We start from the raw sequence: 13,958 nt of genomic DNA, 5'->3' as shown, positions 1-13,958 counted from the left end.
CATGTCGCGCGGCAAGCCCCCGGGAACCGCCGGCCCCGGTCCGGGCGAACTGCTCGGCCCCGCCCAGCGGCTCGACTGGCTGCGCCTCATCCGCACCGAGAATGTGGGACCGCGCACCTTCCGCACCCTCATCAACCAGTTCGGCGGCGCGGCGGCCGCGCTCGACGCCCTGCCCACCCTCGCCCGGCGCGGCGGACGGCTGGTGCCCCCGCGCACGCCCACCCGCGAGGAAGCCGAGGCCGAGATGGCGGCCCTCGCCCGAATCGGGGCGCGGCTGGTCGCCATGGGCGAGGCCGACTATCCGTCCGCCCTCGCCCAGCTCGACGATGCGCCGCCGCTCATCTGCGTCCGCGGCCGGGGCGAGGTGCTGCGCCGGCCGATGGTGGGCATTGTCGGAGCACGCAACGCATCCGCCGCCGGCCGCACCTTCGCCGCGCGCCTCGCCCGCGATCTGGCGGCAGCGGGCTGGGTGGTGGTCTCGGGCCTCGCGCGCGGCATTGACGCCGCGGCGCACGAGGCAAGCCTCGACGGCGGCACGGTGGGCGTGTTCGCCGGCGGTCTCGCCCGCCCCTACCCGCCGGAGAATTTGAAGCTCATCGAGGCGGTGGCCGACATGGGCGCGGTGGTCTCGGAAATGCCGGTGGCGTGGGAGCCGCGGGCGCGCGACTTCCCGCGCCGCAACCGGCTCGTTTCCGGCATGTCCCTTGGCGTCGTCGTGGTGGAGGCCGCGGAGCGCTCGGGCTCCCTCATCACCGCCCGGCTCGCCGCCGAGCAGGGGCGCGAGGTGTTCGCGGTGCCCGGCTCGCCGCTCGATCCGCGCGCCGGCGGCACCAACCGCCTGATCAAGCAGGGGGCAACACTGGTCACCGCGGCGGCGGACGTGATCGAGGTGCTCACGCCCATGGCCGGACAGGCGGGTCCGGAGGCCATCGAGGCGGATGGCCCGCCGATCGAGCCCGCCGCTCCCGGCGAGGATGCGCGCGCCCGCATCGTGGGCCTGCTCGGGCCCGTCCCAACGTTCATCGACGACCTGGTGCGGCTCTCCGGCTGCACGGCCGCCGAGGTGCAGATCGTGCTGCTGGAACTCGACCTTGCCGGCCGGCTCGACCGGCCGGGCACCGGGCGCGTCGCGCTGAAGTAGCGGCCCGGCCTCCGCGGCGCGAGCGGCCCCAGCACGTGCCAATCCGCCGAACCGGCCAGGGAGCGGCGGAACGGCCCTCCTCCATCCGCGGCGCGGCATCGGGCCGGCTAGCGCCGCCGGCTTCGGCCCGCGAGCATCCTCGTGCTCCGCTCCGTCCCGGTTCGCGCGAAGCAGGCGGATCGAATCGAGGCTGGAGTGGCCTTGCGCTTCACCTGCGAGGCGGTCCTAGAGCGGTTTCGGGCGGAGTCCGGTTCACGCAAAGAAAACGCATTTAAACAAAGGGTTGGAGCGCTTGCGGTGAACTGGGGTTCACCACAAGCGCTTCTAGCCTGTGATGCCGCTCCCTGGCCTGCCTGCGCCATCGGAGACCGCCCTGGCTTCCAAGCGGGCCATTTCTAGGATGTAGGCCAGGGTGGTGAGACCGTTCGCTCGCGCGATGCGGGAAAGTTCCGCAGTGATCGCAGCCACATAGGCTGCGGCTGCCGCGGGGTCGCCCGCTTGTCCTGAACTGTGTTCATTGGTCATGGCGCCGTCTGTCGCCCTCTCGGAAACACATACCTCTTATAGATTGTCATAGGTATTAAAACATACCTGAAGTTGTATAATCCAAGCGCCGTCCTCCAGATCCATCGGGAGCGGGACATTTGACAGGTGCCGTCCGGCTCCCCATGTTGCCCCCGCTCCTCCGGTGCCGCGATCCGGGCCGGCGGCCTTCACGGGCCGTCCCGATCCGGCGCGCCCCGGCTGGCCGGGGATGCTGGACACCGGACGGAACAGATCCGAACGGGGCGTCGGCGGGTCCGCAGCGGCCTGACGGCAGAACTTCATCCCTGGGGCCGCGCAATGGGGCGGCGGCCCTTGAACAGACATGGTTCGTCATGCAGGTCGTCATCGTCGAATCGCCGGCTAAGGCGAAGACGATCAACAAATATCTCGGCCCCGGCTATGAGGTCATCGCCTCCTACGGCCATGTGCGCGACCTGCCGTCGAAGGACGGCTCGGTCGATCCGGACGCCGATTTCCGCATGCTCTGGGAGGTGGATCCCAAGGCACAGAAGCGGCTCAACGAGATCGCGAGCGCGGTGAAGGGGGCGAGCGGGCTCATCCTCGCCACCGACCCGGATCGCGAGGGCGAGGCCATCTCCTGGCACGTGCTGGAGGTGCTGAAGCAGAAGAAAGCGCTGAAGGACCAGAAGGTCGAGCGCGTCGTCTTCAACGCCATCACCAAGCAGGCCGTGCTGGACGCCATGAAGGCGCCCCGCGCCATCGACGTGGCGCTGGTGGACGCCTATCTCGCCCGCCGCGCGCTGGATTATCTCGTCGGCTTCACGCTCTCCCCGGTGCTGTGGCGCAAGCTGCCCGGCGCCCGCTCGGCCGGCCGCGTGCAGTCTGTCGCACTGCGCCTGGTTTGCGACCGTGAGCGTGAGATCGAGACCTTCGTCGCCCGCGAATACTGGTCCATCGTCGCCAAGCTCGCGACGCCCCGCGCCGAGGAATTCGAGGCGCGGCTTTCGGGCGCCGACGGCAAGAAGATCACCCGCCTCTCCGTGGGCACCGCCGAGGAAGCCAAGGCCTTCCGCGCGGCGCTGGAGGCGGCGGATTTCCGCGTGCGCTCGGTGGAAGCCAAGCCGGTCCGCCGGCATCCGCAGCCGCCCTTCACCACCTCCACCCTGCAGCAGGAAGCCAGCCGCAAGCTCGGCCTCGCGCCGGCCCGCACCATGCAGATCGCCCAGCGCCTCTACGAGGGCGTGGACGTGGGCGGCGAGACGGTGGGCCTCATCACCTACATGCGAACTGATGGCGTGGACATGGCCCCCGAGGCGGTGGCCGCCACCCGCAGCGCCATCGGCAAGCAGTTCGGCCCGAAATACCTGCCCGGCGTGCCGCGCAAGTACACCACCAAGGCCAAGAACGCGCAGGAGGCCCACGAGGCCATCCGCCCCACCGACCCCGCCCGGCATCCCCGCGAGGCGGCGCGCCATCTCGATAGCGAGCAGGCCAAGCTCTACGAGCTGATCTGGATCCGCACCGTGGCGAGCCAGATGGAATCGGCGGAGCTGGAGCGCACCACCGCCGATATCGAGGCGAAAGCAGGCGGCCGCGTCCTCGACCTCACCGCCACCGGCACCGTGGTGAAGTTCGACGGCTTCCTCACCCTCTATCGCGAGGGCAAGGACGATGACGACGACGACGAGGAGAGCCGCCGCCTCCCGGCCATGAGCGCCGATGACAAGCTCGACCGGCGCGACATCCTCACCGACCAGCACTTCACCGAGCCGCCGCCGCGCTATTCGGAGGCCTCCCTGGTGAAGCGCATGGAGGAGCTCGGCATCGGCCGCCCCTCCACCTATGCCGCCGTGCTCGCCGTGCTGCGCGACCGCGAATATGTGAAGCTCGACAAGAAACGCCTCGTTCCGGAAGACAAGGGACGGCTGGTGACGGCCTTCCTCGAAAGCTTCTTCAAGCGCTACGTGGAATACGACTTCACCGCCGACCTCGAGGAGAAGCTCGACGAGGTGTCCGCGGCGGAGCTCGACTGGAAGGAGGTGCTGCGCGCCTTCTGGCAGGATTTCCACGCCGCCATCGAGGCCACCAAGGACCTGCGCGTGTCGCAGGTGCTGGACGCCCTCGACGAGATGCTCACCGCCCACATCTTCCCCCCGACCGAGGACGGGACCGACCCGCGCCTGTGCCCCACCTGCGGGACCGGGCGGCTGTCGCTGAAGATGGGCAAGTTCGGCGCCTTCATCGGCTGCTCCAACTATCCCGAATGCCGCCATACCCGCCCCCTCACCGGCGGGGAAAGCGCGCCGGAGGGCGACGGCAAGCGCGTGCTCGGGATCGACCCGGAGACCGGCGAGGAAGTCACCATCCGCTCGGGCCGCTTCGGCACCTACCTCCAGCTCGGCGAGGGCAAGGACGGGGAGAAGCCCAAGCGCTCCTCCTTGCCGAAGGGCCTTGCCCCGGCGGATGTGGAGCTGGACATCGCCCTCAAGCTGCTGGCCCTGCCGCGCGAGGTGGGCAAGCATCCGGAGGATGGCGAACCCATCCTCGCCGGCATCGGCCGCTACGGGCCGTATGTCCAGCACGGGCGCACCTACGCCAACATCGAGGACGGCGACGACATCCTTGCCGTCGGCCTCAACCGGGCGGTCACCCTCATCGCCGAGAAGCAGTCCAAGGGGCGCGGCGGGCGCGGCGCGGCCACCCCGGGCCGAACGCTCGGCGATCACCCCACCCACGGCGGGCCGATCACCGTGCGGCCGGGCCGGTTCGGTCCCTATGTGAACCACGGCAAGGTCAACGCGACCCTGCCCAAGTCGGTGGACCCCGAAGCCCTGACCCTGGAAGCGGCGGTCGCCCTCATCGACGCCAAGGCGGCGGCATCCCCGGCGAAGCCGGCCCGCGGCGGCCGGAAGGCGCCGGGGGCCGCAGATGCCGGCGACGGGGCGAAGGCAGCCAAGAAGGCGACCGCCAAGAAGGCAACCGCGAAGAAGCCGGCCGCCAAGACATCCGCGAAAAGTGCCGGAAAAGGCAACAAGGCAGCGGAGTAGGTACCGCTCCTACCCGATCGACCCCGCCTCCCCCGTGACCAGTACGGAGCCGCGCAGGGGCCGCTCGGGCAATGTCCACAGCAGCGCCGTGGCGGCGAGCTGAACCACCGCCACGGCAGCGAAAACCAGGCCGAAGGCGGCGGCGAGAGCCGGTGTCCCGGCGCCATGCGCCAGTGTTTCCGCATCGAGTCCCGACCCGCGGCCCAGCACGGCCAGCAGCACGGCGCCGAGCACGGCCACCACGAGCGCCCCACCGAGCTGGCGGAAGAAGGTCATCACCCCCGTCGCCGTCCCCATGCGGTGCGGCGGCACGGCATTCTGGATGGAGATGGTGCACACCGGCAGCATCATGCCGATGCCGATGCCCACCAGGGTCAGCAGCATTCCGAGCACGGCCAGCGGCAGGGCGGCCGCCGCGCCGGCGAGCCCCGCCAGCGTCAGCGTGGCGACCAGGCTTCCGGCCAGGGCCGGACGCTTGTAGTGCGTGAGCCGCGGCATGGTGCGGGCCGACAGGGTGGCGCCGCAGACCACGCCCCCCATCAGAGGAATGAGGGCGAGCCCCGACTGGCTCGCCGAGAGCCCGCGCACCGTTTCGAAATAGAGCGGCACGAAGATGGACAGGCCCACCATCGATCCAACCGTCATGAACGACGTGGCGATGCCGCGCCCCACCACCTGGTCGGTGAGGAGGTCGAGGGGAAGGAACGGCTCCGCCGCGCGCCTCATCCGCCAGATGAACAGGCCGGTGAACAGCGCCGTGCCGGCGAGCAGGCCGAGGATCTCCGGTGACGTCCATGGGTAGCGCAAGCCCCCCCACCCGAGCGCGAGCAGCAGCAGGATGCTCGCCACCGCCATCAAGGCGGCGCCGGCGATGTCCATGTCGTGCCGGCGTTCGTGCCGCGGCAGCCGCTTGAGGGCACGGCGCGTCACGATGAAGGCGGCGAGCCCCAGCGGCAGGTTGATCCAGAAGATGAGCGACCAGTGGAGGTGCTGGGCGAACAGCCCGCCGAGCACCGGCCCGGCAATGCTGGAGGCGGCGAAGACGCCTGCAATGTAGCCCTGATAGCGCACCCGATCACGCGGCGACACCACGTCCGCGATGATGGTCTGCGCCAGCGAGATGAGCCCCCCGCCGCCCAGCCCCTGGAGTCCGCGCGCCAGCACCAGGATGAGAAGGCTCGGTGCCAGCGCGCAGGCGACGGAGGCCAGCGAGAACACCGCGACCGAGATCAGCAGCATCACCCGCCGGCCGTGAATGTCACTGAGCTTGCCGTAGAGCGGCGTCGCGATCGTCGCGGCGATGAGATAGGCGGTCACCACCCAGGAGAGATTCGTGAAGTCGCCGAATGCGGCGCCAATGGTGGGCAACGCGGTGGCGACGATGGTCTGGTCCAGCGCCCCCAGCAACATGGCGAGCATCAGGCCGGCGATGATGCGCAGCACCTCGTCATGGCCGAGCGGCGCCGCGGCATCAGGGCCGGAGGGGTGTGACAGGACGGCCGGGGGATGGGTCATGCAGGGGGAATCGGTGCGCGGCAAGGTGGCTCATGGGCGATCGCCGGGCGCAAAAATGCAAGGGCGGGGACGAAAGAAGGGAGCCCGGCGCGCGGCCGGGCTCGTCACAATCCCGTCAGGCGGCCTCGGGCTTGCCCTCCGGAGCGTCGGCCTCGTTCTTGCCGCGGCCCGGGGGAATCTCCTCGCCAGTCGATGCGGCAACCGGATCCGCCTCCACCTGGCGATGGATCATGCGGTGGATGAAGCCAAGCTTCTGGATCACGCCCGGACCGAGGATGAACGGATAGGCGTCCGACATGCCGAGGCAGCGGTTGAGGTTGTTCAACGCGAACGACATGGGCAGCCACGAATCCACCATCTGCTGGACGGGGCAGGCCTGGTAGGGGTTGAAGTCCACCTCGGCGCCCAGCTCGCCGGTGCTGTCGAGCCCCGGATGAACCTGGATGCCGAACGCCGCGGCCATCTCCAGCGTGTCCACGATGTGGACATAGTGCTTGAAAGTCTCCGCGAAATCCTCCCACGGATGCGCGGTGGCATAGGCGGAGACGAAATTGGACTGCCAGTCGGGCAGCGGACCGTTGCTGTAATAGGTCTTCAGGGCCTCGCCATAATCGGCCGTCTCGTCGCCGAACACGGCGCGGAAGGCTTCCAGCCGCCCGGCGTCACGCACCAGGCGGTTCCAGTAATAATGGCCCACCTCGTGGCGGAAATGTCCGAGCAGGGTGCGGTAAAGCTCACCGAGATCGCTCTTGCGCTGCTCGCGCTCGGCATCGTCGGCCTCGGCCAGGGCGATGGTGATGAGGCCCTCGTCATGGCCGGTCATCACCCTCGGCGTGGAGCCGTCGGGCGCGTCGGCGAGGAAGTCGAAGCACAGGCCGCCCTCGCGGTCCTCGTTGCTTTCCAGCGGCAGGTTGAGGCGCACGAGCGAATAGACAAGCCGATGCTTTGCCATCTCCACCTTGCGCCATTTGCGCAGGTTCTCCGGAACAGCGAGGTCGGGCACGATGCGGTTGTGACGGCAGGCGAGGCAGAATTCGCCCTCTTCCTCCTCCGGCACCAGCCAGTTGCAGGCATCGTGCGCCGCATTGGCGCAGAAGCGGTAGCGCCCGCCCGTCTGACCGAGCGCCTGCCACGCGTCCCCGTCCGGCTCCAGCGCCGCGAGCTCGTTCATCTCGGCGATGTAGCCGAGATCGTGACCGCACTTCTCGCAGCGACGGTTCTCGAAATAGAGCAGTTGATCGCAGGCCGCGCAGCGAAACAGACGCATGTTCTCCCTCTCCTCCTCCGGCCTTCGCGAGCGGCGCCGGACGCGCTCTCGATGATGCACTGCCGCATATAACGGCAGGTGCCACCCCCGGTTCCAAAGGGCCCGTTTTGGCCGGTTTCACAAAATTAGCTGACCTTCGACTTTAAGCTATTGCCCTGAGGGCATGCCGTGGCGTCTTCTCTCTGACGTAACGTGGCTCGAGGTGCGCCAACACCCGCCAGGCAAAAATGCCGGCTCGCCACAAGGGAGGAAAATGTGAGCCAAGACAAGAGCACGAATGACAAGAGCACGAATGACAGGGCACGTCCCACCCGACGCGCCCTTCTCGCCGTCGCGGCCGCCGCCGGCGCCACGGCTGTCGCCGCTCCTGCGGTCCATGCCCAGGCGCCGGTCAAGCTGAAGTTCCAGTCCACCTGGCCTAACAAGGACATCTTCCACGAATTCGCCGGCGACTTCGTGAAGACGGTGAACGCCATGTCCGGTGGACGGGTGGAGGTGGAACTGCTCGCGGCCGGCGCGGTCGTCCCCGCTTTCCAGGTGGCGGACGCGGTCTCCGCCGGCATCATCGACGGCGGCCACGGCGTGTCCGCCTACTGGTACGGCAAGAACAAGGCCTTCTCGCTGTTCGGCACCGCCCCCGCCTTCGGCTGGGATGCGGACGAACTGATGGGCTGGATCCGCTACGGCGGCGGTCAGCAGCTCTACGACGAGCTGGTACAGACCATCCTGAAGCTCAACGTGGTGGGCCTGCTCACCGGCCCCATGCCGGGACAGCCGCTCGGCTGGTTCAAGAGCGAGATCACCAGCCCCGACCAGCTCAAGGGCCTGAAGTATCGCACCGTCGGCCTTGCCGCCGACCTGAACAAAGAACTGGGCGTCGCCGTCACCATCCTGCCCGGCGGCGAGATCGTGCCGGCCATGGACCGCGGCCTCATCGACGGGGCGGAGTTCAACAACCCCTCCTCCGACACGGTGCTGGGCTTCCCGGACGTGTCCAAGGTCTACATGGTGAAGAGCTATCACCAGGCCCTCGAATGCTTCGAGGTGCTGTTCAACAAGACCAAGTTCGACGGGCTGCCGAAGGACGTGCAGGCGATCATCCGCGGGGCCTCCGACGCCGCCTCCTCGGACATGATGTGGAAGGCGCAGGATCGCTATTCCAAGGACCTGGAGGCGCTCAAGGCGCGCGGCGTGAAGGTGGTGCAGACCCCGCCGGCCGTGCTCCAGGCGCAGCTCAACGCCTGGGACAAGGTGATCGCCACCCTCTCCGCCGATCCCTTCTTCAAGAAGGTCATCGACAGCCAGATGGCGTGGGCGAAGCGCGTGGTGGGCTTCCGCCTCGAATACGAGCCGGACAGCGCCATGGCCTACAACCACTTCTTCAAGCGGGCGTAGGGCGCGGCGGCTCGCGCAGGGACGCGGCGGCACAAACGCGTCGCATCCCTGCGATCCTCACAGCCGTCATGGCCGGCCTTGTGCCGGCCATTCACGCCCCGCGGCCGGGGCAACCCTTGTGGTCATGCGCGCGGCCGGGCGTGAACGCCCGGCACGACCCGGGCCCGGCACCTCTCGCCCTGCAGTACCGGACAGCCGTCCAGCCAAACAAAAAAACATTGCCCTTCCGCAGGAAACCCGCTGATGCAACGGTTCCTTCTGGCCGTGGACACGGTCAACACCTTCATCGGAAAGCTGTTCGCCTGGAGCGTCGTCGTCCTCACGGTAGCGATCTGCTACGAAGTGTTCTGCCGTTACATGCTGCGCTCGCCCACGTCATGGGCCTATGACGTCTCCTACATGCTCTACGGCACCCTGTTCATGATGGCCGGCGCCTACACACTGTCGCGCAATGGCCATGTTCGGGGCGATTTCCTCTACCGCAACTGGCCGGTAAAGCGGCAGGCGGCGGTCGACCTTGCCTTGTACTTCCTGTTCTTCTTTCCGGGCATCCTCGCCCTCATCTATGCGGGCTGGGGTTATTTCCGCCTGTCCTGGCTGCTCAACGAGCATTCCTCCTTCTCTCCCGACGGCCCCATCATCTGGCCATTCAAGGGCCTCATCCCCCTGACCGGTGTGATGATGCTGTTCCAGGGCATCGTCGAGGTGATCCGCTGCCTCCTCACGCTGAGGTCCGGCGTGTGGCCGCAACGTCTCAACGACGTGGAGGAGATGGAAAAGCTCATCCTCGAGCAGGCCGCCAACAAGGCGGATGCGGAAGCCATCGGCCGGGGGCGCTGTGATGTCCTTCCTCTTGTCCGATCCCGCCCTCGGCATCCTGATGCTGGTGCTGTTCCTTGTCTTCCTGATGCTCGGCTTCCCCATCGCCTTCACGCTGATGGCGCTGGGCGTGGGCTTTGGATACTTCACGCGCGGCGACACCGTGTTCCAGCTCTTCGTCCAGCGCACCTATTCGGTCATGGCGAACGACGTGCTCATCTCCATCCCGCTGTTCCTGTTCATGGGCTATGTGGTGGAGCGGGCGAGCATCCTCGACCGGCTGTTCCGCGCCATCCAGCTCGCCGCCGGCTGGGTGCCCGGATCCCTCGCCGTGGCCACCCTCATCACCTGCGCCATGTTCGCCACCGCCACCGGCATCGTCGGCGCGGTGGTGACGCTCATGGGCCTCCTCGCCTTCCCAGCCATGCTGCGCGCTGGCTACGACACGCGCCTGGCCGCCGGCGTCGTCTGCGCCGGCGGGTGCCTCGGCATCCTCATCCCGCCGAGCGTGATGCTGATCCTCTACGGCGCCACCGCCGGCGTGTCGGTGGTGAAGCTCTATGCGGCGGCCTTCCTGCCGGGCCTCATGCTCTCCGGCCTCTACATCCTCTACGTGGTGATCCGGGCCACTGTGAACCCCGCGCTGGCCCCCAAGCTGCCGGCGGCGCAGCGGGCGGGCTCGGTGCGGGAGATCGTCTTCGCGCTGGCCACCTCCTTCCTGCCCCTGGCGCTTCTCATCTCCAGCGTGCTCGGGGCCATCGTCTTCGGCCTCGCCACCCCTTCGGAGGCGGCGGCGGTGGGCGCGGCGGGCGCTGTGCTGCTGGCGCTGGTCTATCGCAGCTTCTCGTTCGACAAGCTGAAGGAGAGCGTGTTCCTCACCGCCCGCGCCTCGGCGATGGTGTGCTGGCTGTTCGTCGGCTCGGCGGTGTTCTCCGCCGTGTTCGCGTTGCTCGGCGGCCAGCAGGTGGTGGAGAATTTCGTCCTCTCCCTCAACCTCGGGCCCATCGGCTTCCTGCTGCTCACGCAGGCCATCATCTTCGTGCTCGGCTGGCCGCTGGAATGGACCGAGATCATCGTGATCTTCCTGCCCATCTTCCTGCCGCTGCTGGACAATTTCGGGGTGGACCCGATCTTCTTCGGGGTGCTGGTGGCGCTGAACCTGCAGACCTCCTTCCTGTCCCCGCCGGTGGCCATGGCGCCCTTCTATCTGAAGGGCGTCGCGCCGAAGCACGTCTCCATCGACGAGATCTTCTCGGGGTGATGCCGTTCCTCGCCATCGTCATCCTGTCCATGGCGCTGCTCTACATCTTCCCCGGCATCGCGCTATGGCTGCCGAAGGCGCTGTACGGGTGAAGCGGGGCGGCCGATGCGCCCTATGGCGCCCGGCGGGAGAGAGCGGCATGATCGGGCGATGAGCGCGACTTCCCTCTTCACCATCGGCTATGAGCAGAGCACGCCCTCGGCCTTCCAGTCGGCGCTGAGCGACGCGAAGGTGGACCTTGTTGTGGACGTGCGGGCGGTAGCGGCATCGCGCCGGCCCGGCTTCTCCAAGACCGCGCTTGCGGCGGGCATCGCCGAACACGGCATCGCCTATGTGCACCTGAGGGCGCTCGGCACGCCGAAGGAGGGCCGGCTCGCCGCCCGCAGCGGTGACCACGACAGCCTCATGCGCATCTATGACGCGCACCTCGCCACCGCCCCCGCGCAGGCGGCGCTGGAGGAACTGGCCGATCTGGCAAAGGGCCGGCGCCTTTGCCTGCTCTGCTACGAGCGGCATGTGGAGGGCTGCCACCGCCTGCGCCTCGCCGAATGGATGTGCGAGCGCCTTGACATCGGCGTCACCCACCTCACGCCGGCTCCGTTCTGACCGCCTTCCCCGCCACCGCCCGCGCCTCGGCGAGGAGATGGGGGGTATCCACGTCGAGGAAGGCGCCCGCGCCTTCCACTGCCACCTCGGCCACCACCTCGGCATTGGCGGCAAGGACGTGCCGGGCCCCCACGTCACCCTCCAGCGCGCCGAGGTCGGCGAAATAGCGCCGCGACCACAGCACCGGATGGCCGCGCTGGCCCCCCTCCACCGGAACGGCGATGAAGCGCCCCTCGTCCGGCGCATGGGCCGCCATCAGCCGGTCGAGCAGGTCCGGACCGACCAGGGGCATGTCGCCCAGCACCACGAGCGCGCCCGCCGCCGTCTCGGGCACGGCCGCAATGCCCATCCGCAGGGAGGAGGCCATTCCGGTGGCATAATCGGCATTGTGCACCAGCCGCACGTCGAGCCCGGAGAGGGCGGCACCGATGCGCTCGCCCTCATGGCCGGTGACGACGATGACGGGCCGCGCCCGCGAGGCGAGCGCCGCCTGTGCCACCCGGCGGATGACCGGCACGCCCCCCACCTCGGCAACGAGCTTGTTCACCCCGCCTCCCATGCGCGAGCTCCGCCCCGCCGCGAGGATGACGGCGGCGAAGCCCGCGGCTTCGCTCGCCTCCCCCTCGGCCCGCGGATGCGGGCGGGCGGCGATGTCGGTGAGGAGCCCGCCGGGTCCCATCCGGGCGATGTCGCGCGATGTCACCTCGAGGCCCGCGAGGAGGCGCGCGAGGATGAAGTCGAAGCCGTTCTCCTTCGGGCTGCGCGCGCAGCCCGGCGCCCCAAGCACGGGGACCGTGCCGAGCCGGCCCAGCATCAGGAGGTTGCCCGGGTCCACCGGCATGCCGAGGCGGACCACCTCGCCCCCGGCAGCGACCAGGGCCGAGGGGATCACGTCGTTGCGGTCGGCGATGGCCGAGGCGCCGAAGACAATGACCAACTCCGCCCCGTCCGCCACGGCGGAGCGGATCGCCTGCGCCAGCGGCGCCGCCTCGTGCGGCGTGCGGCGCTCGCTCCGGATCACCGCGCCGGTGGGCGCGAGACGGGCGCGGGTGACCGCAAGGGTCTTCTCCACCACCTTGGCGGCGAGGCCAGGCAGCAAGGTGGAGATCACGCCCACCTTGCGCAGCCGGAACGGCGCGACGGCAAGGAGGCCGCCGGCCTCCCGCGCCGCCGCCTCCACCAGGATGGAGGACACCCCGTAGGGGATGATCTTCACCGTTCCCACCATGTCCCCCACCGCGACGGCGGAGAGGTCGCGCAGGGTGGCGAGGGTGATGGCCTCGTCCACGCCGTTGAACGCATCCAGCGCGGCATCCGAAACGCGAAGCACGCCGGCCACGTCGGCATAGAGGTTCGCGCGGCCGGTGAACGGCGCATTGACCCGCACGTGCGCGCCGGCCACGGCCTCGGCCAAGGTTCGCGCGGCCACATCCTCCGGCACGTCCCCCGGCTCGAGGTGCGCCGCGATCACATCGCTGAAGCCGGCGGCGGCGAGGCGCGCGATCTCCGATCGTCCAAGGCGCGTGCCCTTCTTGATCACGCCGCCGTCGAGCCGCACCGAATGGGCGGCGATGGCGCCTTCCGCGTCTGAGAGCGGGAGCGGGCCGAATTTCAAGCCACGGCTCCTTCCGCTTCCGCCGCGCCGAGCCGCAGGGCGCGGATGACCTCAGCCAGCACCGCCACCGCGATCTCCGCCGGGCTCGCCGCCCCAAGGTCGAGACCGATGGGAGCATGGATGCGGGCGATGGCGGCCGGCGGGATGCCGCCCGCCGCCAGCCGCTCCACGCGCTTTGCGTGGGTGCGGCGCGAGCCGAGGGCACCCACATAGAAGCATCCCACCTGGAGCGCGGCGGCAATCGCCGGCTCGTCGATCTTGGGATCATGGGTCAGGGCCACCAGGGCGGTGAAGGGATCAATCCCGTAGGCCGGCAAAGCAAGGTCCGGCCATTCCCCGATCACCGGCACGTCCGGGAACCGCTCCGGCGTGGCGAAGGCGGTGCGCGGATCGAGGATGGTCACGTCGAAGCCGGCGATGCGTGCCATGGGCGCGAGCGCCTGCGAGATGTGGACGGCGCCGATGACGAGCATGCGCGGCGCCGGCACGTCCACCGCGAGGAAAGCGCGCTCCGCCCCCTCGCCCACCATGCGGCTGCGCCGCTCGCCGAGGGCGGCGCGGAGGAGGCCGGCCAGCGGGTCGGCGGACAGGCTCGCCTGGGTGACAAGGCGCTGGGCGCCGCCTTCCATCTCGGTCACGAGCACGAACGGGCGGCGCGCGGCGCGCTCGGCATTCAGGGCGGCGAGAAGGTCGAGGCGCATGACAAACATCCTCCCTCGGGGCGTTCCGGCCGGAACCGACGATCATCTTCCCCATTGAATATAACGCGAAACGCGCCGCGTCAT

General features: G+C 69.1%; 8 protein-coding genes and 2 pseudogenes. 6 read left to right on the top strand and 4 right to left on the bottom strand.

Annotated elements, in window-relative coordinates:
- Position 1: 1 nt before the first annotated feature.
- On the top strand, positions 2–1,141 hold the full coding sequence (dprA, locus tag EZH22_RS19005) for a DNA-processing protein DprA (RefSeq protein ID WP_203192053.1): 1,140 nt from the start codon (positions 2–4) through the stop codon (positions 1,139–1,141).
- An 878-nt stretch (positions 1,142–2,019) separates the two neighbouring features.
- The gene (topA, locus tag EZH22_RS19000; protein WP_203192052.1) at positions 2,020–4,695 is read left to right on the top strand and encodes a type I DNA topoisomerase; all 2,676 of its coding nucleotides are present in this window, start codon (positions 2,020–2,022) and stop codon (positions 4,693–4,695) included.
- Between the two features lie 9 nt (positions 4,696–4,704).
- Here topA and EZH22_RS18995 read toward each other — a convergent pair whose 3' ends face one another.
- Together EZH22_RS18995 and EZH22_RS18990 are read right to left on the bottom strand one after the other, a co-directional pair.
- Entirely contained in the window at positions 4,705–6,210 is a 1,506-nt protein-coding gene (locus EZH22_RS18995) for an MDR family MFS transporter (protein ID WP_203192051.1), read from the bottom strand.
- Positions 6,211–6,325: 115 nt separating this feature from the next.
- A complete protein-coding gene (locus tag EZH22_RS18990; protein WP_203192050.1) occupies positions 6,326–7,477 on the bottom strand; it encodes a zinc-binding metallopeptidase family protein in 1,152 nt (383 codons plus the stop codon).
- 255 nt (positions 7,478–7,732) lie between these two features.
- Here EZH22_RS18990 and EZH22_RS18985 point away from each other — a divergent pair, with 255 nt between their 5' ends.
- The 4 genes and pseudogenes from EZH22_RS18985 to EZH22_RS18970 all read left to right on the top strand — a co-directional run bounded on the left by EZH22_RS18985 (position 7,733) and on the right by EZH22_RS18970 (position 11,558).
- A complete protein-coding gene (locus tag EZH22_RS18985; protein ID WP_203192049.1) occupies positions 7,733–8,872 on the top strand; it encodes a TRAP transporter substrate-binding protein in 1,140 nt (379 codons plus the stop codon).
- A 243-nt stretch (positions 8,873–9,115) separates the two neighbouring features.
- Positions 9,116–9,532: pseudogene (locus tag EZH22_RS31920) on the top strand (TRAP transporter small permease subunit); the annotation flags it as partial.
- 181 nt (positions 9,533–9,713) lie between these two features.
- A pseudogene (locus EZH22_RS18975) lies at positions 9,714–11,044 on the top strand (TRAP transporter large permease).
- Between the two features lie 58 nt (positions 11,045–11,102).
- Positions 11,103–11,558, top strand: a complete 456-nt coding sequence (locus EZH22_RS18970; RefSeq protein ID WP_203192048.1) for a DUF488 domain-containing protein — start codon at positions 11,103–11,105, stop codon at positions 11,556–11,558.
- Here the strand turns inward: EZH22_RS18970 and EZH22_RS18965 are convergent.
- Positions 11,539–13,173, bottom strand: coding sequence for an NTP transferase domain-containing protein (locus EZH22_RS18965; RefSeq protein WP_203192047.1), 1,635 nt, complete (start codon positions 13,171–13,173; stop codon positions 11,539–11,541). The genes EZH22_RS18970 and EZH22_RS18965 overlap by 20 nt on opposite strands.
- Positions 13,170–13,874 carry an XdhC family protein gene (locus EZH22_RS18960; protein ID WP_203192046.1) on the bottom strand — a complete coding sequence of 235 codons (705 nt, stop codon included), beginning with the start codon at positions 13,872–13,874 and terminating at the stop codon, positions 13,170–13,172. Before EZH22_RS18960 ends, EZH22_RS18965 begins: the two co-directional genes overlap by 4 nt.
- Between the last annotated feature and the right edge of the window lie 84 nt (positions 13,875–13,958).

Origin of the sequence: Xanthobacter dioxanivorans, from assembly GCF_016807805.1 — a bacterium.
GTDB lineage: Bacteria > Pseudomonadota > Alphaproteobacteria > Rhizobiales > Xanthobacteraceae > Xanthobacter > Xanthobacter dioxanivorans.
The sequence above is the reverse complement of the archived record's forward strand: the minus strand, read 5'-3'. Positions and strand labels throughout refer to the sequence as shown.